The organism is Methanosphaera cuniculi (genome assembly GCF_003149675.1).
Taxonomy (GTDB): domain Archaea; phylum Methanobacteriota; class Methanobacteria; order Methanobacteriales; family Methanobacteriaceae; genus Methanosphaera; species Methanosphaera cuniculi.
Genome location: NZ_LWMS01000031.1, coordinates 171,884 through 191,110, shown reverse-complemented (window position 1 = coordinate 191,110; position 19,227 = coordinate 171,884). Strand labels below are relative to the sequence as shown.

Genomic DNA, 19,227 nt, shown 5'->3' with positions numbered 1-19,227 from the left:
ATTATATATTAATTTAAAAATAATAATAATAATATAAATAGGTGAAATAACCATGTATTAGGCAGTTTAATAAATTATAAAAATGTTACTTTTTTTGTTACTTTTACAAATAATGATAAGGTTACATTGGTAACATTTTGATATATACATATGACATTTTAACATGGATTGTAGTTCCGAGAGGAACTACCCGGGTTGCACCCATGTATTTTTAGGGGGGTTGGTGGGGGGACGGCTGCACATACTTTTTTTTATATTATTCCCATCTCTTTTTTTTATTCATCGATGTATGAATTAAATATTGTTTTAATAAATTCTTGTTTTTCTATTCGTACTCCTTTTCTTAGTTTTCCACGTATTCTGTGTGCTGTATATTTCCAGTTTAGTAGTTCTGCTATTTTTGGAAGTGTCATATTTAGTTCTTTAAGATCTTTTCTTATCTCTGGTGTTATTATGTAATCATCATTTTTTGTTAGGTATAGCCATGGTATTTCTCTTGTTCTTATTCTTGCATCTATTTGGTCTTCTAATGTTGTTATATGGGCGTCTTCATCATGTAATCCTTTATCATCATATCTTATGTAAGTGTTATTACCTGTATGTAATATTTCTGCTAGTTTGTTTAGTAGATTTTCTTTCATTGTTTCTTCCATATCTTGTAATGTTTCTTTTTCTGTTGTTTCTTCTAGCCATTCTACTGGTAAGTTGTAGTGTGTTTTTTCTCTGAGTGTATATATGAATTTTATTATTGCTTCATCTTTGGGGTCATATTGTATACATGTAAGATTTTCTTTCATATAGTAGTAGAATGCGTGTCCTAAGTATCGTAGATTTTTTAGTTTGTTTTCTTTTTTATTCATCACATGGAATGTTTTATTAAATTTTTCTTGTTTTTCTTGTGTTGGTATATCTTTTTTATGTAGATGTAATTGTCTGAATCTTCGTAGGTGTGCTGCATCTTCTATGTCTCTGTTTAGTTGGTTGTTACTTGTGAATATGATTGGGCTTAGTGCTGGGTATTCTTTAAAGTTGTTATTGTTATCATATTTACTACGACTTTGTAATCCTATAGCTGCACTTTTGATTAAGCTATTGGTGGATATTGTATTGATTGATGCAAAATCATCTATTATTTGTGGAAATGTTGTACGACTCATTACTTCACTTAGTTGTGCCATACTTCTTGTTGCTCCCCCATATGTGTATGTGGATGGTTCTATATCCCAAATATATAATGGTATTGCCCCTAATATTTTACTTTTACCAGTGTTGGGTTCTCCTTCTATATATAAAAATTGTCCTTCTCCTCCATTTTGTTTTATCATGTAGTAGTATGGGCTTTTTAGTCCCCATCTTACTATTTCTGCTATTATAGTTCTGTCAAAGTATTCTATTAGTTGGTTTAGTGTGTTTAATGCTATGTGTATGTTATGTTTTGTTGGTTTTTCAGGTGTGTAATCTACGTTGATGAATTCATTAGTATCAGGGTTTATATAGAATCCTTTTTCTGGTGGACTTGTTATTGTTGTTATTTCATTATTTTTTATTGCTTCATCTATTATTAATCCTATTACATTTTGTAAATGATTTTTGTTAGTGTATTGTCCTACTCCTCCTATTTCGTTTAGTGTGTTGGCTATTTCTTTTATTGTTCCTGTTGTTTTTAATTCACGTCCACTGTTATATTTCCATGTTATTTCATAGGTTGGTATGTTATCTTTGTGTGTTATGTTGTTTGTTATGTTGTTTTGTATTTCATTGATAATGGTAGGGGTGGCTGTTATTATGATATTTTCATTAGATTCTATTATTTCTCCTTTTAGAGTTGTTTTCAGTGTACTTGTTTCAATGTAATGGTTGTATGTGTCTATTTTTATTTTATTTGATGAATGAATTATTGTTTTTATATGTTTCTTTTCATTTTTTTCTGTCTGGATTTTTGTATCATTTCCATACCATGTGTTTAGTACTGTTTTTCTTATTTCATAGTCTATTTGTTGTTGTGGATTTAGTAGTTTGTTTATGTTTTGGTTTTTTATGTTTTGTAGTTCTTCTATGTTGATTCCTGCTTTTTGTAGTATGTTTTCGGGTATTTTGTATTGTTGTATTAGGTCTTCTTGTATTGCTTTTAGTATTTCTTTTTTGTTTTTATGGTTTTGGAATGGTATTATTATGTCATTTATTTTTTCTATTATCTGTTCTGTTTCAGTTCTTCTTTTTTTCATTATTTTCTCCAATGTGTTTTTTCTAGTTTATCCCTTTTTTTACGTGCTTCTTTTATTGTCTGATATGTACCATAATATTTTACTTTTCCATTGACTTGTTTTTGTATTCTGTATTTTTTCCCGGTTTTTGTTATGTATCTGTCCGGGTCTTGTTTTTTTTGTGGTTTTTGTGTCCATCCTGTTTTTATATGGTATTGTTTTTGTTTTTGTGCTTCTTCTAGTGTTTTATATTTTCCATAGTATTTTATTTGTCCATTTATGCTTTTTTGGATTATATATCCTCCCTGTGGATGTTTTGATATGTATTTCATTTCTGTTGGTGTTGGTTTGTTTGTTTGTTTCCAATTGTTTTGTTTTAGTTGGTCTCTTTTTTCTACTGCTTCTCCTAGTGTTTTGTATGTTCCATAGTAGTGTGTTTTTCCGTTTATGTTTTTTTGTATTGTGTATGTGTTGTTGTTTTGTCTTATGTATGGTATGTGTGTGGTGTCTTGGGTTGGTATTATTATTTTGTGTTTTATTAGTAGGGCTTTTATTTTTTGTAGTGTTTTTTGGATTTGTTTTTTTAGCATCATAATTTATCATTTTCTATTATTATAGTAGGTCTATGTAGTCATATTCCCAATTACTGTGTATTAGTAAGTCTCTTTCTTTTCTTGCTTCTTCTAGTGTATTATATATGCCAAAGTCGTGTGCTTTTCCGTTGATTTGTTTGATTATTCTGTATTTATTTTTTTTGTATGGATATATGTGTTTGTCGGGGTTTTCTTTTACTGGGGGTTTTTTCCATTGGTGCATTATGATGTATGTTCTTGTTTTTTTTGCTTCTTCTAGTGTTTTATATGCTCCATAGTAGTGTGTTTTTCCATTTAGGTTTTTGTATACACAGTATTTTCCATTTTTATTTGTGATGTATAAATTTTTATTATTTTTTTGTGAGGTCATTTTTTTTTATTCTTTACCTTTTTTTGGGTTATAAGTTATAATTGCATAATTTATTATAATATGATTTTGTAAATGCTCATAGGGGTATGCTTATTTTTTTCCTTTAAATAATTTTACATTTGTTTCATAGTAATTTTTCCATCTTTTAATACTGGTATAAGTCCTACTGTTGGTCTTATTTTGTGTGTTGTTTGAAATGGTGTTTGTTCCTGGAATGTTCCACTGTTTATTAATTCAATTCCTTTATAATTAGTGTGTTGTGCTATATGAACATGTCCTGTATGGAATATATCTGGTAATTCATCAATTACTAATTTATCTTCTCCCTCCCATGCGTGTTGTGTTGTCATTCCATATATTGGTGCTAGATGTCTTTTTTCTAATTGTTCTTCCATTACTTTACATGGATGTTGATAATCCAGGTTTTTAATAGCCATTATTAAGTCATCTAATCCTTTTCCATGATACATTCTTATTCTTGTTCCATTAATATTAACTGTACTAGGATTACTTAGTAGTGTGATATTTTTATTTTTACATAAGTCTGGTGCATATTGGTCTGTTAATGGTTGTTGTGGTTCTTTAAGAGGTACTGCATCGTGGTTACCTGGAGTTATGTACATGTGTGGTTCTATTTGATCTAGGTATTCATTTAGTTTTTCATATTGTTTATGAAAACTTTTTATTGCTAAGTCTTTTTCTTGTTCGGGGTATATTCCTATTCCATCTACTATGTCGCCTGCTATTAGTACTGCATCTACTTCTGATTTGTTGATGTAGTTTATTGTGTTTAGTAGTTTGGTTTCATTAAAATATTTACTCCCTACATGGATATCACTTAGGAATACTATGTGTGCATCTTTTGTTAGGTGTGTTTGTTTTCTTTGTAGTGATGGTTGTTTTATATCTATGGTTTTTAGTTTATCACGTTGTAGTTGTGTTCCTAGTATTGGATAGTCTATGAATTTTATTTCTTGATATACTACTGTATCTGGTATTAGGGTGTCTGGTGTTATTCCACTTTCTTTTAGTATTTCTGGTGTTAGGAATGTTCTGATGTAATCTATTTTTCCATAACCATATTTATCATAGGTATTAGTTCCATCTTCACATGTGAGTATGTAGTTTCCTTTTTTTGTTCGTTTTACGTGTCTTAGTAGTGTTATTGTTTTTAGACTATGGGCTTTTTGTATGTATGTGTAGAATTTCATTAGTATTGGTAGGTTTTCGCGTTGGTATGAATCTATTATTACGTCCTTTTTTTGACGTATATCGTATAGTGTTACTTTGTTTTCATGTATATTTTTAAAAGTATATTTTCCACTAGTAATATTTTTTAAATATTGCTTATTTTTAGTTAGTATATTTGTTAATTGGTACTTGTTTAATTTAGGAGTTTTTTTAGTTTCTTTATGTGCATCTGCTTTATTTATAATTTCACTAACACTATATAGATTACCTGTTATATTTTGTTCATTTTCTATTATTTCACGTAATTTGGTATATCTATCTCTGAATGTTTTTGTTAAATCATTCATATCACTTTTTGTTATAGTTTGTTTATGATTTTCAGTTACTTCTATAATTGGCATACTCCCACCAAATTATTCTTAAATTTTATTCTTCTTCAATACGTGGTGCAAGCATCATTTTAAATAAACTTTGTTGATTATCAAAACAAGCAGGTCGATCATATTCGATTTCTAGTGGCATATCATTTCCAAAACAAACAATTATATCATCACTATACCCAGTAGCTTGTACCATGCTTACTAAATAGTCATATGTATAACGTGCTGATACGTGTTGTTGTGTTTCTTCAAGAGGTATTATTATTTCATTAGTTTCAAATTCACTTAATGATTTAAGGATTAATTGGTCATCTATTGTCTGGAACTGTATTCTTTGTGTTGATCCTGTTGATATATCTGCTATGTATTGTTTGAATTCCTTTGATGGAAGTGTCATTGTTGCTTCACGTTGAATTGTTGGATATGTTGGTATATGTGATTCTAAGTCCATTACTTGTACTGAATATTTTTTCTGGACATTTGTTGTGTAGTTAAGGAGTTGTATTTGTAGTTGGTTTTGTTTTTCTTTGAATACTATTTCTAGTGTGTCTTCTCTTTTTGCTTTTCCAAGTATTGTAATTAATTCTTTTGTTGGTAATCCTAGAACGTATTCTGTTGTATTTTCTGGGAATGGTACTTCATACTGTGTAAATACTACTTCGGGTATTTCTAATTCATAGAATATTACATGTGATCTATCAATAGTACTTATTCTTAATCCATCAGGTGTTAGTGTTATGTCTATTTCATCTATTTTTTTCTGTATACTTTGTAATGGTATTCTTAGTGCATCTATATCATCTAGTAGTATTCTCATATTTTTACCTCTATATGTATTATTCCATCATTTATGTATTCAATTCCTTTGAAGTAATTGTTTTTTCTTAATTTACTTAGTGGTATTTTTTTCATATTATCAGTATTATGATCATGATATGTTATTTGGAGATTATTATCATCTTCTTTTGTTATCATACATGGAATTTTATAATCTTGCATGTATAATGTGGATTGATGGGTGGTTAAGATTTTTGTTTTTATATCTTGTTGTGTGGTCATTTTTTTCCTTGTAGTGTTTTTATTATTTTTTGTGCAGTTTTTTTTCCAATTCCTTTTATTTGAGTTAGTCCATCTTCCATATCTTCAGGTATGGTTATCATTTTATGTAATGGATATTTGGTGCTTATATCTTGGCTTTTTTGTTCGCCTAGTCCTTCTATCATGTAGTAGCATTTTGCACTATAATCACTCATGTGTGGTTTTAGAAGTACTTCTTTTACTTCTTTTTTATCTGGGTTGTAGTGTTTTATTAAAGCATGTATTGTTTCTGATAGATCTCCAGGTGTTTGGCTTTCTATTGGTATTGTTCCTATTCCTTTTTCATTTAGGCTTGCTAGTGTGTTTATGTATTGTGTTCTGCTCATTGTGTGTATTCTTTTATTGTAGTAGTATGTTTTTAGATCTGTTAAGCGTCCTTGTATTATTATGTAGGGGTGTGTGTTTTCTATTGTTTGTTGATGTAGTAGTTTGTATGTTTGGTTTCTTAGTCTTCCATCTTTTAGTGAACTGTTTAGGTCGTTTATGTCTTTTCGTTCTATTACTATTTTGTTGTATTGGTAGTCTCCTTGGGGTAGTTCTGATTCTTGTGTGGTTATGTTCTGTTTGTTGAAGTATCGTGTAACTGCTGTTCTTACTTTTTTAGGTTCACGTGTATCTATTAGTAGTGTGTTGTTGGTTGCGATATGTTTTATCCTCCAATATTATTATTATTTTTTAGGGGGTGGTGATGGTGTGTGTTGTTTTTTTTACTTTTCCTTTTTTTGGCTTTTCTCCCTCTTTTTTTTCTCTTTATTTTTTTTTGATGATTTTTTTGAATAAATTAGATAAAAAAAAGGAATTAACTTTATTTCAGAGTATTTTTTATTTTATTACTATTTCCATTTTTTTTGAAAATAGTAATAATTAGAATTTATTTTTTTTCTTTATTTCTTTATAATTGTCATGAAAAAAATTAAGAAAATTAAAGAGAGTGATTAATCATTAAAAAAAAGAATTATATATTAGGTATTAAATTCACACCTCTTTTTAGTGATTTTATTCTATTTATTTATAATAAAAAAAAAGGGGATAAACTTCATAATACTTTTTAGTTTTTTTTTTACATGACTATAAAATTTCCTCCAATCATGGATTTATTTGTTTATTAAATAAAATAAAATAGGTGTGGATGATTTATTACTTTTTTAATTTTTTTTTTGTAAAAATAAAAAAAAAAGATTTAGTCATTTCTTTTTTTAAATTATAATCTAAATTTTTACTATTTTTATACTAATTTAATATCCAAGGAGTCATTAAAAAAAATAACTATTTAATTAATGGAAGTTTATCCCCTTTTTTAATTTTACTTAAAAAATAAAATAACTTTTTTTTGTTATTTTACTTTTTTATAACTTTAAATAAAAACCTTATTTTTTTACACAATAAAATGAAAACATGAAACAACGTAACAATAAAAATTATAAATTGTTTAAATTATTTTTAAAAGTTTCTTATTTAAAATAATAAATAAAACAAAACTAAATTATAGTTTTCATTCCCCACCCCTTAACCTACCTAACAAATTAGTCTAATTATAATTCAGCTTTTTCTATACTGAAATTTTTATAGAACCGATTACCATTTTGGATTTGTTTTTTACCAAGATATGTTAATTTAATGATATCACCTGGTTCTACTTTTTCAAATTGACTTTGTAAAACTTTGTTTTCTAAGATACTCCATTTTTGTTCGCCATCATCTATAATATAGAAAGTATATGCTTCAAATCCACAGTTTTCTTTACGTTCTGTGTATTCACCTATTATATTATCCCCTGCTTCTTGGGGTCTCCATGCTTGTTCTTCGTATTCACCATTATTTACAGGTTTGAAGGTCATTTCCTGCATTTCTTTTTTTGTGTATTTGGTCATTTAAGTTATCCTCTCATATAGTGTTTTGTTGCTAATTCAACATCTTCAGCTTGTATGGTTTTACGACCTGCATGTTTTGCAAGGTCAATTGTAGCTTCTGCTAATTTGTTTGTGTAAGCTTCTATTGCTTCTACTAGTTTTTCTTCTGCGTCTTTACTAATTCTTTCTGCACCTGCTGTTTTTACGATTCTTGTTACTGGTGCTTTTGGTATTTGTGTCATTTTATATCATTTCTCCTTATTTATTTTTGGGTGGTGATTGTTTTACTGTTTTGGACGTGGTTCATCTTTTGTATTTCCTCCGTCTGTTTCTATTATAAATTTTGTTATTGTTTTTTTGCCTGGTGTTGTGTCTTTAAATCGTCCACTGTTTGTTTGGAGGGTGTACATTACATCTTGGTCTTCTAGTATTATGTTGATTCGGTGTTTTTGTTCGTCCATGTTGCTGTGTCCTATGCAGTTTACTACTTGGTTTCTTGGTGTTTTTGCTATTTCTTTTTTGTATTGTTTTTTGCTTATTTTTGTTGCTGTGATTATGTAGTTTCTGCCTTTTTGTAGCATTTTGGGGCTAAACCCGTTTCCGATGTAGGTTGTAATTTTTGTGTTCCTCCTATTTGGTGTGTTTTTTCTGGGGGTGGATAAGAAGAGTTATTTTTTTATAAATAAATTATATATAAAAGGAAAATCATTTTTTTTAATTGAATATAAATAATTGTTTCAGCTCTTCCTCTTTTCTTATTTTTTCATTTTTATAATAAAATATTTTAGTTCATTACTATTATTCATTAAATACTCATTTTACAATGTAAGGAATGTTAATAATTAGCCACGCTGGTAATTCTCCATCCTCGGATGGTAGTGCCTGCTTGTTTCTATTATATATTTTTCATATATTGTTGTATTGACTTTTTAAGATACCTCATGATACTAAATATCCATTTTTTTTTGAAAATAATAATATAAAAAAAGGTTTAAACCAGGTATTTTTTTTCTTCTTATCTTCCCCTATTATTTTATAAATATATTTAGACTAAAATCTAAAGTACTAGATTTAGTTAATTTAATGAAATTTTTTGTATTATTAATAGATGTACTTAAACCCAAAGGTTTATTCATACCATCCACATATTTTTTTCTAATGGATCTGGTTTAGGGATTTTTTTGTGAGTACATGTTCCTACTTGTTAATGAATAATACCTAATCATCATTTTCTAGGAGATCAAATTATTTTTAATCCGTAAAATATTTTTCATAAAAAAAAATAAATTTATACTGATTAGCTAATATTTTTTTAGTAGGGAACTCTTCCCTAATAATACTTTGTAAAGCCCTTTATTTATACTTATACGTTATTAACATTGTTAATAAGGTTTAATTGGTTACATTCTACCATTATGCTTAAATATTACTAATCAATATACATAACACATATAACAGTAAATAATGTTATTAAATTCAAATAAAAATAATAAAAATGGAGGAGTACAAAAGTTATGCCAAAGAAAAAAGAGATAACAGCAAAACCTACAAAAGATAAAATATATAATGAAATATCAAAAATAGGTTATCAAACACGATCTAAAGACTCATTTAGAGCAACTATTCCAAAAAATATAGCAGAACTATTTCATATTACTGGTGATGACTATATTCAGTGGAGAGCAATATATGACTTTGAAGCTAAGGAATGGAAACTTATGGCAAATATAATTAATGTGAATGAAATAAGAAAAGATGTTGAATCATAACTTTTTTATAGTATGAATGATATATTATCTAATTGAGAAGAAATTTCTATATTTCTTTTTTTATTATTATATGTTATTGTAATCAGTATTATTTAGCTAATCTAATAATATTGATTTTCTATAGTGTTAATTATTTGTAATATTAAAAACCAAAACAATTTGAATTTTTGTTTTAAAAAAATTTTATTTTATTTGGATTGTAATAATCTATATAATATAAAAAAAAGATAAGAATATCTTTTATTTCAAAAATAACAGTGATGATTATATATACTTATTTTGTTTTCATTATACAAAATAATCTTGATAAAATAAAATAAAGAAAAAAATTTATTATTTAACACATTTTAAAAAAAAAATAGAATGTGTTATTTATAAAAAACATTTAAAAATCAAAAAAAGGATTTAAAATATATTAAAAAGTGAGAATTATCCTTTATTAATTCTTTCTTTTTCATTTTATTCCCTTTTTTTGTAAATAATTTCTAAAAATCTTTTTTTTAAGTAAAATTAGTACAAGGAATCACCAATGTACATAGAAACAACATACTCAGCACTTGATTATCCAGGATGTATGAGTCTTGACATATTTTTTTATGGTTGTGATTTAAGATGTAAATATTGTCACAATCCCGAATTATTACAATATCATAACATAACTAATTTAGAAACTCTTTTTAAAATGATAGATGAAAATCATGACTTTTTTGATGCAATAGTATTTACTGGTGGTGAATCATTATTACATAATCAAACAATACTAAAAATTATAAAGTATACCAAAAAGTATAATCTACGTTACAAACTAGATACAAATGGATTACATCCACGTCGACTACGTACTATAATCAAATACTTAGATTATGTTGCATTAGATGTAAAAGCACCACTTGATAAATATTATAAGATAACAAACAGAGTACCTGCATATACATGTAATAAAATACTTGAAACCATGAGAATAATACAAAAACATGGAGTTTTTCTTGAATGTAGAACAACATATACAAGTAGATTATTATCACCAGAAGATGTAGGTGAAATCATGAAATCTATTACATGTGATCAATATACATTACAACAGTATAGAAATGATGTGGTATATGATGTAAGTATAATTAATGCACCTAGTCCAAACCCTTATGAGCTTGAACAAATTTTAAGAAAATATAACAAAGATAAGAAATATACAACATACACAAAAACAAGTCAACTAGGAGTAAAAAAGATATTATGATATACAAAGATCAATATGACTATGCAGTATATACTTTTAAAAAAGGAATTCCACATTATTATGGAAGTTATACTACTCGAAAAGAAGCAGAGGAAGTAGAACAAACTATAGATTCACGTGTACCACAACGTGAACCAATAAGACCAGTTGAATATTATACAAATCCTTCTATATATAAACGTGGAGATCATTATGAAATAAATAAAACAATACAAGGAAAAACACATTATTTAGGATCATTTCCAACATATGAGAAAGCATTAGCATTTTATGAAAAAATCACAATAAAAGGAATAAGTGGAGAATTAAATAAAGAAAAACCAACCAAGCTACCAAGATATATTTATAAAACTAAAAGTAACAAATATGGAATTCATAAATATAATGGACGAAAACAAGAGTATTATGGATCATATAATACACTAGAAGAAGCAGTTGAAATGGTAGAAAAATTAGAAAAGTATGGCTGGAATAATTATAGAACAGAAATAGATTAAGAAAAGGGGAGGCATATTTTTAATTATGGCTAAATTTATAAGAACACCAACAATAAGTAAAGCATGGCTTACATGTGTAAAAAAGATAATGCAAGAAGGTAATGAAGTAAGAGATGAACGTGGAACTCTTACCCGTGAACTTGAAAATGTAGTACTTGAAATAACTAATCCTAATAGTAATGATATACCAGAGTGTAGTCCATGGCATGATGATAGACTTGAAACCTATAAAAAAGAATTACTTGACCCAAATAATGATCAAGGGTTTGTTTATACTTATGGTAATCGTTTACGTAAGTATTTTGGAAATGATCAGATAGAGGAATGTATACGTAAACTTAATAGTTGTCGTGAATCAAGACGTGCAATAGCAATAACAATAGATCCAATAAAAGATAATGAAGTTGATGAAATTCCATGTCTTCAAGAAATTGCTTTTCTTATTCGTGGTGATGGTGAATTGCATATGACTGATTTTTTTAGGAGTAATGATTGTGGTGGTGCAACTTTTCCCAATCTTTTTGGACTTCGTGAAGTGGGTTATTATGTGGCTCATAGGACGGGAACACGTCTTACTTGTATGACTCATCATGCTATGAGTTTGCATATTTATGAGCATGATTGGGATAAATGTAATGATATTTTACATAATTATTAAAAAAAGAAAGATGAATGTAAAAATATTAAAAAAAATTTATTATTTTTTTCTTATTTTTGTAATATTTCATTCCAATTTATATTAGGATCAAATAGAGGTTTATCATCTGTATCATTTTTTGTAATAGATTTTATTTTTAGATTAGTAAGATATTCTATAGCATTATATATGAAATGGTCATCTACATTATATACATTTTCTTTTTTGGAATTATAATCAATCATGTTTGGTAGATATAATAATTTATTATATTGTGGTAGTCCTTTTGATGGTTCATATACGTAAAATGCTTCAATTACTTTTTCATTATATTGTGGTAAGCTTTGGTCAATTTCATCAATATATTGTGAGAGTAAACTTGCAGGAGGTATATAAAATTCTTGGTTTTGATATGATTCTACTTTTACTAATTTATCTGCATGAAATTTACAATATGTTTCAAATAATGCTAATCTTTGATTTAGCAAATTTTCTAAATCATTAATTAATCTTTCATCATGTGCTTCTATACCCATTAGTTGCCATGTTAATTCACGGAAATAAGTATAGTATGGATTAATTATGTTTATTGTATCATTTAAGTGATCTTGAATTTCACTTAAGCGATGGTATGTATCCCATGTGTTGTATTTGTCTATGTTATATTCTAGGTCTACTCCTTGTTCATCACTGTTATATATTTGGAAATCTGTGAAGTCTACAAATTCATTAAAGTTATTAGCATATTTTGGTAGTTCATTGTAATCATTCATGTCATGTATTGGTATTAAGTTTCGTAGGGTGCATGTCGTAACATCAGGGATAAAATCACCTGGTCTTATATAATGCCATTGTACTATGTCTTTATCTGTTCCTTCTAAGGAGTATATTGATTTATTATTTTCCCCTGGTTCGTCTATCCATTTGTGTCTATGTATTTTTCGTACTGTTTCAAGTAGTAATTCTATTAAATCATTGTTTCTTATGCTACCTGTGAGTATTATGGTGTTTATTGGTTTTTCACTAGTGTAGTTGTGTGCTATTAGTAGTTTGAATTTTAATATGTTTTGATTAACTGTTTTTGTTTGTCTTATTCCTAGTAGTTGGTCATAATCTTCATTTAACATAATGTTATTTGTTCTCCTTTTAGTCTTTATTTATATAGTATGTTGTTAGTTGTAATCTGGATAATAAAAAAAAAGAATATAATTTAATTTAGTTCCAGGCATTATTATATGCTTCTTTGATTAAATTAGTATCTACTCCTACATATATCTGGGTAGTGTTAAGATTTGTGTGTCCTAGTAGTTGTTGGATTACTCGTAGATTAACTCCTTTTTCCATTAAGTGTGTTGCAAATGAATGTCTTAATACATGTGGTGTTACTTTTTTATTAATGCCTGCTTTTTCAGCATATTTTTTAACCATTATTTGTATAGTACGTGTTGAAAGTGTTTTATTTTGTTTATTTGTAAATATGTAATATGTATTATTGTCCTTTATTTTATCCAGATATTCTTTTAGTAGATTGTATGTTTCATCGTTAAATAGTACTATTCTTTCTTTATCTCCTTTTCCACATGTACGGATTGTATGATTTTCGAAGTTTATATCATTTATATTAATTTTTATAAGTTCTGATATTCTAAGTCCTGTTGAATATAATAATGTTAGTATTAATTTGTTTCTAAGTCTTATTTTGTTTATATAATTTAGATTATTTGGGTCATATTCATCATCCATTGCATGGATTAAATTATATACTTCTTGTTCATTTAAAAATTTTGGAAGTGGTCTGGATTTACGGGGAACTTGAATTTCATTATAAATATCAAATTTTGAAGATTTAAAAAAGGATCTAATTATTCTTATAACTAGGTGTAAATAATTTTTTGATACATTCTTATTTTTAAGATGTAATATGTATTTTTTAAATGCTCGTAGTAAGTCTTTTTCTGATTTAATTCTACCATGTGTTTTAATAAATGTATTAAATCCATTTAGTATTGTTTGATATGTTTGGATGGTGTTATCTGAATAATTTCTAATTTCAAGTGTTATTAGATAATCTTCTATGAAATCTTCTATATTTAATGATTCATCATTTTGGTATAAGAACAATTTTTATCCCTTCATGTATTTTTTTTTTATTCATATTTTTATAATATTTTCTATTAACTGGTTATTTGGAACAATACATATTGTTTTCTGTGTAGCATCCCAGTATGGTGGTTTATAAGTACGTGACTTAAATTCATCCCCATTTTTTGGGGGTTGTTTATAGTACTTGGTTGGTATTATACTGATGAGTTTATTATTTTTCATGAAACTATAATCTTCCTCTGTTTCATTTATTTCTATATTTTTGATGTATCCTCCACCAATACTTGTTTTTTTACCGATGTGTGTAAGGTGTTCTAGTAGGCGTTGTATTTCTTGTTTGTCTCCATTAGCATACCATGTTATTTTATCTGTTAATACTAGAGGTAGTTGTATTATTTTATCTTTGTAGTGTCCACTGTTGGTTCTGATTCGTCCTTTTTGTTGTTTTTTAGTTAGGTGTCTTGTTTCTTTGTCTGTGAATCTTTTATATACTATATCCTTTCGTAAGTATGGTTTGTTATATAATCCTACACTGCAATGGTACATGTCATGTGTTTGTTTTAGTGGTATGTCAAGTTTACTTATATCTACTGTGTAATCTGTTGGTAGACTCCAATAATCTTCTCCTAGTGCTTCACGTAAACATAGATAAGATAGTATACCATCAAGAAATATGTAAGGACTACTTGTATATAGTGGAGACCTTATATTTACTGTTATTTCTATGGGCTTATAGTCATGATTTAGTGTATAATTTTCTATCTTTTCTTGTATTATCTGAATTGTTTGCATAAATCCTCCAAGAACTCAACAATATCTTCACGATTATCTGTTAAGTAATCAGTATAACTACTACTGTCTAGTTCATTTATTTTATTGTATTCTAATTTAATCATACCATAACCAGCATTACTTTTACCACCAAGATATGGTCTTTGTTGCCATAATTCAATCATTCGTTTAAAGCAACCTTTTTCATGTTCTAGCATATCTTCAAGTATAAATTCATGTGTAAATCTTGCACCACGTATAATTGTTTCAAATTCATATTTCATTTGATTATTTTGGGTATCTGTATCTTTTGGTTTTTCTGTATCATTATTTTCTAGGATTTGTTTTCCTATTTCAAGATCATCTAAGCGTGTTCCAAAGTCTGTTGCTTTAAGGTTGTATGCACTGAATTTATTATCACATGTGTCTGCTATGTATTGTTTTGTTTCTGTACATACTAGGTTTCCCATTCCTACTTTGAGTTTTCCTTGTATCATTTGGTTTCCTAGTGCTGATCCTAGTAAGCTTATTGGTGGTATGTATTTACGTATTGATTTTTTAGTGGTTAGGTTGATTGCTCCTTTATCTTTTTTATCTAGTGCTTCAAGTATTCCACCTGTAAATAAGAAATGATATACTTTTTTACTATCTAATTGGTAATTTAGTGTTGATAGGTAGTCTTCCATTATAAGACGTCTTAGCATTCCACGTATTGCATTTCCATGGATGTATGGTATGTTTTCTATTTCTGGTTCTCCACTTAGTGCATTTGTTACAAGTGTTGGCAGTGTATGTATTAGTTTGGTTGTTCCATAATTTTCACTTCCTCCATGATGTATTGGGCTAAGTGCTGTCCAGTTTCCTTTTATTGTTATTGTTTCCATTATAGTTTACTCTCCTTTTTTGTTGTTTTGTACTATTTCAAGTGCATAGTTGCACATGTATAATGTTTCAGTTCGTAGTAGTTTCATTGTTAGTGGATTGTTTTCATTTAAGTAATTAATATCTTCAATGTTTAGTTTTATCATTTCAATGTTACATTTTATACAAAGTACATCTATGTATTGTTTAAATGTTTGAGTATTGCTACTTGCACGTATTCTATCAAGGAAGAATTTATGTGCATTGTTTACTTTTATATTACTCCATGGTATGTGAGTATATATTTGTGCTAGTATTGTAGCTAGTTTTTCTTCTACTTGTATTATTGTTTCATTATCCATTGTTTTCATATCTCCATTTTTTTTAATCTGTCATGTATACTGCTAATTCCCATATAGGATTGCCTCTAAGTTGGGATAGTTGTCGTATAATGCTACGTGTACAATCAGGGTATGCTTCATGTATTATTTTATAATCATATAAAGAATATCCTCCATTTTCAAGTACTTTTTTACTTATTTTTAATTTTCTGAGTTGTTGTGCTATTTTATAATATTCATTTAGTGCTGGTATTGTAAAATGTATTTTATCATAATCCATGTAAGTGGTGATATTTTTACAACCTTTGATGTTTCGTGCATTATTCATTAGTAAGTATCCTACTTTTTGCCATGTTTTGGTAAGATATAGGTAATAATCCTTATCTGTAGGTAGGTTGAATAGTATTTTTTTAAGATCTTTTTTCTTAAATTTTTTAAATTCATCATGTGTTAGTAAAAACATGGTACGGCGTAAATTATTACTTTGTCCTACCATGTAATGACATTCAGGACATAATACTTCTCCACTAAGTAAGAAGTCTGCCCCTGTAAAATTTCCACTGAATTTCTTTTTAAATCCTTTTCTTGTAGTTTGTCCACATATGCAACATGTACCATTCTTATCACCTTGTTCTGGTGTGGTGTTTGTTGCATTGCAGAGCATTTTGCTAAATGTGTCAGTTTCCATTATAAATCATCTTTTATTTTCTAGTAATTCTGTTAATAATTTATTTCTTTTGGCTAATGCTTCATCAAGTGTATTATATGCTCCATAATGCCTGGTTCTATGAGTTTCCCATTTATCTACTCGTAATTTCTTTTTATTTTTATGATAATATATGTAGCGTGGTAGATGATTCCATTTAAGTCGTTCAGGTGGATTAATTTTCCAACCTGTTTTATTACGGTAGTCTATTTCGAAGTTTACTTGATCCATATTATTAAATTGACCAAAATAGTATGTGATTCCATCAATTGTATTTGTTAATTCATATTTTCCATCAAAATGTTTTTCTACTTTAATCATTATAGAGTTTTCCTCCCAATAATTGTTTTTTAGATAGTATATTCACAATTTGTTAATAAATCATAGTTCCAATTATATTTTATTAATAAGTCTCGTTCATGAATAGCTTCTTCTAGCGTATTAAATGTACCAAAATGAATGGATTTACCATTAATCTTTTTTTGGATAACATATTTTTGATTAATATGATCTGCAATGTAAATGTATTTAGGATATTTTTTATTATGATGTTATTTTCCAATTATTATTTATTAGTTCATGACATCTGGTTACTGCATCATACTCACTAGTATAGCAGCCCATATACATTTCATCATGTATTATCAGGTATTTTGTTCCCATTTCTTTATATAAGGTTTTGTTTGTTCATCCATACATTGAATATCACCAGGTGATTGTTTACTTTTATTTACTGTTTTATTTGAGAGTTTTTCTTTTTCTCTGCATGTTTTACATTTTCTCTGCCATTTAAATTCAACATCAAATACTTCTCCACATCTTATACACGTATTGGTCTTATTTCTTGCTTTAGGATTACAGTCAGGACTACAATACTTACTTTTTTGATATGATGATTTAAATTCACGTCCACATGTTACACATTTTTTAGTTTTAGGAGTTTTATGGTTGTGTTCTGTTCCACACTTTTTAGAACAGAATATTTGATTATTGGCTCTGGCTGTGAATTCTTTTCCACAATGTTTGCATGTTTTTTTATGTTTTATTTTTTGTATATTTTTGCATTTGTCACACGTTTTTTGCCATGGTCGAGGGGTAAATTCTTCACCACAACGTACACATTTTTTTGATATATTTCTTATATTAGGATTACAGTTTATTGAACAATATTTTTGTCTGAGATCTGTAGGAATAAATTCTTCTCCACAAGTTTTACATTTCTTAGGTTGTATGGTTGTATTCTGGTTATTCTTTGTTTTTTTATATTTCTTAGCATGTATGGAAGGATTATGGTAATAATATCTTTGTTTACATTTAGTGCTACAGTATTTTTGGTTACTTCCGGTTTTAATAAATTCTTTTCCACAATTTTTACATTTTATAGGTTCTCTTTTTTTATTTTTAGGGTAAGAATATTTTGATTTACATTCACTACAATATTTCCTATTTCCTTTTTTATCAAATTCTTTATGACATATTGGACAGGTTTGTAATTTCTTTTTGTTTTGTTGTATTTTCTCATTAATGGGAGTTATACCTACATAATGTTGTGCATCAGCAAGTTTACTAAATTTCTTATCAGGTTCTTCTATTATACAGTAACCATCTTCTAGTATTTGGATTCCTTGTAAGGGGTGTGGACTTGTTACATCTTTTGTTTCATGCCATTCATAGTTTCCTAGTATTTTCTTAAATTCTTCTGCTTCTTCATATGATTCAAAATGATCTCCATAAATAAATGTTGGGTTAAGTTGTACACATAATAAGTAACCTTCACAAGTTTGTTGTATAAATGGTAGTTCTGATTGTACTCCTTTTATTGGTTCATGGAATATTTCTTTATATTCAACTTTAGTATTGTTTTGTTTCTGTGCTGGCTTGTATTTTTTTGTAGATTTCCAGATTGTATTTTCTAGTTCTTTTACTTTTTGTTGTGCTTGTATTAATGAAGGATAACGTCCATAACTTTCAATTGAGCCACCCTTTCCTGTTCGTTCTATGTAGTATAATATTCCACGTTTTTTAATATATTGTCCGATAGGTTGTTCTTGAGTTTCACTAATTATCATGACTTTGTTGAATCCTCCTTTTTCCACCCTGAACGTATAAGTTTATCACGTTCATGTTGGGCTGTTTGTAAGTTTTTGTAGCAGCCATAATATACTGGTCGTCCATTTAATGACTTACTTATATGATAGTATCCGTTGCATGAGTAGATGTAATGTGTATTTTCTACTTCTTTTTTTAGTATTCCTCGTGTGTTTTGAAGTGTGTGTATTGTATCATGAATTTTCACAATTAATATAACTCCTTTAATAATTTTTTTATTTTTGAAAAGAAATTTGTTATAAATAATAAAAAAAGGGGATAGATTAGGATTGTTTTTTTATCTGCCACATGAAATAATTCCAATTAATATTTTCAAGCTCATCTATTGCATTATGAATATTTTCAAGTGAATCAGTAATTAAGTATATACGTTCATCACCATTACGATCAAGCTTACTTAAAATATACTTCTCAGATTCAATTCGAATTTTATGCTTAACTTTAATGTAAGGATTAGGAGAGAACTCTACATGTTTGTTTTTGTAGAGTTCATGTACTTCACACTTCATT

General features: G+C 27.7%; 24 protein-coding genes. 4 read left to right on the top strand and 20 right to left on the bottom strand.

The annotated features are described in order from the left end of the window. Positions 1 to 275 precede the first annotated feature (275 nt). The 10 genes from MSCUN_RS05500 to MSCUN_RS05450 all read right to left on the bottom strand — a co-directional run bounded on the left by MSCUN_RS05500 (position 276) and on the right by MSCUN_RS05450 (position 8,267). The gene (locus MSCUN_RS05500; protein WP_095607984.1) at positions 276 to 2,225 is read right to left on the bottom strand and encodes a hypothetical protein; all 1,950 of its coding nucleotides are present in this window, start codon (positions 2,223 to 2,225) and stop codon (positions 276 to 278) included. Further along, complete coding sequence (locus MSCUN_RS05495) at positions 2,225 to 2,797, bottom strand: hypothetical protein (protein ID WP_146192114.1); 573 nt, start codon at positions 2,795 to 2,797, stop codon at positions 2,225 to 2,227. Before MSCUN_RS05495 ends, MSCUN_RS05500 begins: the two co-directional genes overlap by 1 nt. A 19-nt stretch (positions 2,798 to 2,816) precedes the next feature. After that, complete coding sequence (locus tag MSCUN_RS05490) at positions 2,817 to 3,167, bottom strand: hypothetical protein (protein ID WP_095607982.1); 351 nt, start codon at positions 3,165 to 3,167, stop codon at positions 2,817 to 2,819. Between the two features lie 113 nt (positions 3,168 to 3,280). Beyond that, positions 3,281 to 4,759: a metallophosphoesterase gene (locus tag MSCUN_RS05485; protein WP_095607981.1), complete on the bottom strand. Its 1,479-nt coding sequence runs from the start codon at positions 4,757 to 4,759 to the stop codon at positions 3,281 to 3,283. Positions 4,760 to 4,784: 25 nt separating this feature from the next. Continuing rightward, positions 4,785 to 5,555 carry a beta clamp domain-containing protein gene (locus tag MSCUN_RS05480; RefSeq protein ID WP_095607980.1) on the bottom strand — a complete coding sequence of 257 codons (771 nt, stop codon included), beginning with the start codon at positions 5,553 to 5,555 and terminating at the stop codon, positions 4,785 to 4,787. Next, positions 5,552 to 5,797 carry a hypothetical protein gene (locus tag MSCUN_RS05475; protein WP_095607979.1) on the bottom strand — a complete coding sequence of 82 codons (246 nt, stop codon included), beginning with the start codon at positions 5,795 to 5,797 and terminating at the stop codon, positions 5,552 to 5,554. The genes MSCUN_RS05480 and MSCUN_RS05475 overlap by 4 nt, the downstream gene beginning before the upstream one ends. Further along, positions 5,794 to 6,456: an ERCC4 domain-containing protein gene (locus MSCUN_RS05470; RefSeq protein WP_245837619.1), complete on the bottom strand. Its 663-nt coding sequence runs from the start codon at positions 6,454 to 6,456 to the stop codon at positions 5,794 to 5,796. The genes MSCUN_RS05475 and MSCUN_RS05470 overlap by 4 nt, the downstream gene beginning before the upstream one ends. 912 nt (positions 6,457 to 7,368) lie before the next feature. After that, positions 7,369 to 7,707 (bottom strand): hypothetical protein, encoded by a 339-nt coding sequence (locus MSCUN_RS05460; RefSeq protein WP_095608405.1) that lies wholly within the window; start codon positions 7,705 to 7,707, stop codon positions 7,369 to 7,371. Between the two features lie 5 nt (positions 7,708 to 7,712). Next, positions 7,713 to 7,928: a histone family protein gene (locus MSCUN_RS05455; protein ID WP_095608406.1), complete on the bottom strand. Its 216-nt coding sequence runs from the start codon at positions 7,926 to 7,928 to the stop codon at positions 7,713 to 7,715. Positions 7,929 to 7,970: 42 nt separating this feature from the next. Further along, the gene (locus tag MSCUN_RS05450) at positions 7,971 to 8,267 is read right to left on the bottom strand and encodes a hypothetical protein (protein ID WP_095608407.1); all 297 of its coding nucleotides are present in this window, start codon (positions 8,265 to 8,267) and stop codon (positions 7,971 to 7,973) included. Positions 8,268 to 9,200: 933 nt separating this feature from the next. Between MSCUN_RS05450 and MSCUN_RS05445 the strand changes: the two genes are divergently transcribed. The 4 genes from MSCUN_RS05445 to MSCUN_RS05430 all read left to right on the top strand — a co-directional run bounded on the left by MSCUN_RS05445 (position 9,201) and on the right by MSCUN_RS05430 (position 11,847). Further along, positions 9,201 to 9,455 carry a hypothetical protein gene (locus MSCUN_RS05445; protein ID WP_095608408.1) on the top strand — a complete coding sequence of 85 codons (255 nt, stop codon included), beginning with the start codon at positions 9,201 to 9,203 and terminating at the stop codon, positions 9,453 to 9,455. Between the two features lie 529 nt (positions 9,456 to 9,984). Then, positions 9,985 to 10,692, top strand: coding sequence for an anaerobic ribonucleoside-triphosphate reductase activating protein (locus tag MSCUN_RS05440; protein WP_095608409.1), 708 nt, complete (start codon positions 9,985 to 9,987; stop codon positions 10,690 to 10,692). Continuing rightward, positions 10,689 to 11,189 (top strand): SPOR domain-containing protein, encoded by a 501-nt coding sequence (locus tag MSCUN_RS05435; RefSeq protein ID WP_095608410.1) that lies wholly within the window; start codon positions 10,689 to 10,691, stop codon positions 11,187 to 11,189. The genes MSCUN_RS05440 and MSCUN_RS05435 overlap by 4 nt, the downstream gene beginning before the upstream one ends. Positions 11,190 to 11,214: 25 nt before the next feature. Continuing rightward, on the top strand, positions 11,215 to 11,847 hold the full coding sequence (locus MSCUN_RS05430; protein WP_095608411.1) for a thymidylate synthase: 633 nt from the start codon (positions 11,215 to 11,217) through the stop codon (positions 11,845 to 11,847). A 50-nt stretch (positions 11,848 to 11,897) separates the two neighbouring features. Here the strand turns inward: MSCUN_RS05430 and MSCUN_RS05425 are convergent, their stop codons facing one another. From MSCUN_RS05425 to MSCUN_RS05380, 10 genes are all read right to left on the bottom strand, one after another. Further along, on the bottom strand, positions 11,898 to 12,953 hold the full coding sequence (locus MSCUN_RS05425; protein WP_095608412.1) for a hypothetical protein: 1,056 nt from the start codon (positions 12,951 to 12,953) through the stop codon (positions 11,898 to 11,900). An 88-nt stretch (positions 12,954 to 13,041) separates the two neighbouring features. Next, positions 13,042 to 13,947, bottom strand: a complete 906-nt coding sequence (gene xerA, locus MSCUN_RS05420; RefSeq protein WP_245837640.1) for a site-specific tyrosine recombinase/integron integrase — start codon at positions 13,945 to 13,947, stop codon at positions 13,042 to 13,044. A 30-nt stretch (positions 13,948 to 13,977) separates the two neighbouring features. Next, positions 13,978 to 14,721, bottom strand: coding sequence for a hypothetical protein (locus MSCUN_RS05415; protein WP_109583001.1), 744 nt, complete (start codon positions 14,719 to 14,721; stop codon positions 13,978 to 13,980). After that, complete coding sequence (locus MSCUN_RS05410; RefSeq protein ID WP_095608414.1) at positions 14,703 to 15,584, bottom strand: RAMP superfamily CRISPR-associated protein; 882 nt, start codon at positions 15,582 to 15,584, stop codon at positions 14,703 to 14,705. Before MSCUN_RS05410 ends, MSCUN_RS05415 begins: the two co-directional genes overlap by 19 nt. A gap of 6 nt (positions 15,585 to 15,590) precedes the next feature. Continuing rightward, positions 15,591 to 15,923 carry a hypothetical protein gene (locus MSCUN_RS05405; RefSeq protein ID WP_095608415.1) on the bottom strand — a complete coding sequence of 111 codons (333 nt, stop codon included), beginning with the start codon at positions 15,921 to 15,923 and terminating at the stop codon, positions 15,591 to 15,593. A gap of 22 nt (positions 15,924 to 15,945) precedes the next feature. Further along, positions 15,946 to 16,590, bottom strand: a complete 645-nt coding sequence (locus tag MSCUN_RS05400; RefSeq protein ID WP_095608416.1) for a hypothetical protein — start codon at positions 16,588 to 16,590, stop codon at positions 15,946 to 15,948. Positions 16,591 to 16,596: 6 nt separating this feature from the next. Further along, complete coding sequence (locus tag MSCUN_RS05395) at positions 16,597 to 16,929, bottom strand: hypothetical protein (protein ID WP_095608417.1); 333 nt, start codon at positions 16,927 to 16,929, stop codon at positions 16,597 to 16,599. A 323-nt stretch (positions 16,930 to 17,252) separates the two neighbouring features. Beyond that, complete coding sequence (locus MSCUN_RS05390; RefSeq protein ID WP_095608418.1) at positions 17,253 to 18,677, bottom strand: hypothetical protein; 1,425 nt, start codon at positions 18,675 to 18,677, stop codon at positions 17,253 to 17,255. Beyond that, a complete protein-coding gene (locus MSCUN_RS05385; RefSeq protein ID WP_095608419.1) occupies positions 18,674 to 18,904 on the bottom strand; it encodes a hypothetical protein in 231 nt (76 codons plus the stop codon). The genes MSCUN_RS05390 and MSCUN_RS05385 overlap by 4 nt, the downstream gene beginning before the upstream one ends. A gap of 76 nt (positions 18,905 to 18,980) precedes the next feature. Further along, positions 18,981 to 19,226 carry a hypothetical protein gene (locus MSCUN_RS05380; RefSeq protein ID WP_095608420.1) on the bottom strand — a complete coding sequence of 82 codons (246 nt, stop codon included), beginning with the start codon at positions 19,224 to 19,226 and terminating at the stop codon, positions 18,981 to 18,983. Position 19,227 lies beyond the last annotated feature (1 nt).

Coding starts and splice junctions, on each gene's coding strand:
- MSCUN_RS05500 (WP_095607984.1), bottom strand. CDS start 2,225: ATGAAAAAAAGAAGAACTGAAACAGAACAGATAATAGAAAAAATAAAT.
- MSCUN_RS05495 (WP_146192114.1), bottom strand. CDS start 2,797: ATGATGCTAAAAAAACAAATCCAAAAAACACTACAAAAAATAAAAGCC.
- MSCUN_RS05490 (WP_095607982.1), bottom strand. CDS start 3,167: ATGACCTCACAAAAAAATAATAAAAATTTATACATCACAAATAAAAAT.
- MSCUN_RS05485 (WP_095607981.1), bottom strand. CDS start 4,759: ATGCCAATTATAGAAGTAACTGAAAATCATAAACAAACTATAACAAAA.
- MSCUN_RS05480 (WP_095607980.1), bottom strand. CDS start 5,555: ATGAGAATACTACTAGATGATATAGATGCACTAAGAATACCATTACAA.
- MSCUN_RS05475 (WP_095607979.1), bottom strand. CDS start 5,797: ATGACCACACAACAAGATATAAAAACAAAAATCTTAACCACCCATCAA.
- MSCUN_RS05460 (WP_095608405.1), bottom strand. CDS start 7,707: ATGACCAAATACACAAAAAAAGAAATGCAGGAAATGACCTTCAAACCT.
- MSCUN_RS05455 (WP_095608406.1), bottom strand. CDS start 7,928: ATGACACAAATACCAAAAGCACCAGTAACAAGAATCGTAAAAACAGCA.
- MSCUN_RS05450 (WP_095608407.1), bottom strand. CDS start 8,267: ATGCTACAAAAAGGCAGAAACTACATAATCACAGCAACAAAAATAAGC.
- MSCUN_RS05445 (WP_095608408.1), top strand. CDS start 9,201: ATGCCAAAGAAAAAAGAGATAACAGCAAAACCTACAAAAGATAAAATA.
- MSCUN_RS05440 (WP_095608409.1), top strand. CDS start 9,985: ATGTACATAGAAACAACATACTCAGCACTTGATTATCCAGGATGTATG.
- MSCUN_RS05435 (WP_095608410.1), top strand. CDS start 10,689: ATGATATACAAAGATCAATATGACTATGCAGTATATACTTTTAAAAAA.
- MSCUN_RS05430 (WP_095608411.1), top strand. CDS start 11,215: ATGGCTAAATTTATAAGAACACCAACAATAAGTAAAGCATGGCTTACA.
- MSCUN_RS05425 (WP_095608412.1), bottom strand. CDS start 12,953: ATGTTAAATGAAGATTATGACCAACTACTAGGAATAAGACAAACAAAA.
- MSCUN_RS05415 (WP_109583001.1), bottom strand. CDS start 14,721: ATGCAAACAATTCAGATAATACAAGAAAAGATAGAAAATTATACACTA.
- MSCUN_RS05410 (WP_095608414.1), bottom strand. CDS start 15,584: ATGGAAACAATAACAATAAAAGGAAACTGGACAGCACTTAGCCCAATA.
- MSCUN_RS05405 (WP_095608415.1), bottom strand. CDS start 15,923: ATGGATAATGAAACAATAATACAAGTAGAAGAAAAACTAGCTACAATA.
- MSCUN_RS05400 (WP_095608416.1), bottom strand. CDS start 16,590: ATGGAAACTGACACATTTAGCAAAATGCTCTGCAATGCAACAAACACC.
- MSCUN_RS05395 (WP_095608417.1), bottom strand. CDS start 16,929: ATGATTAAAGTAGAAAAACATTTTGATGGAAAATATGAATTAACAAAT.
- MSCUN_RS05390 (WP_095608418.1), bottom strand. CDS start 18,677: ATGATAATTAGTGAAACTCAAGAACAACCTATCGGACAATATATTAAA.
- MSCUN_RS05380 (WP_095608420.1), bottom strand. CDS start 19,226: ATGAAGTGTGAAGTACATGAACTCTACAAAAACAAACATGTAGAGTTC.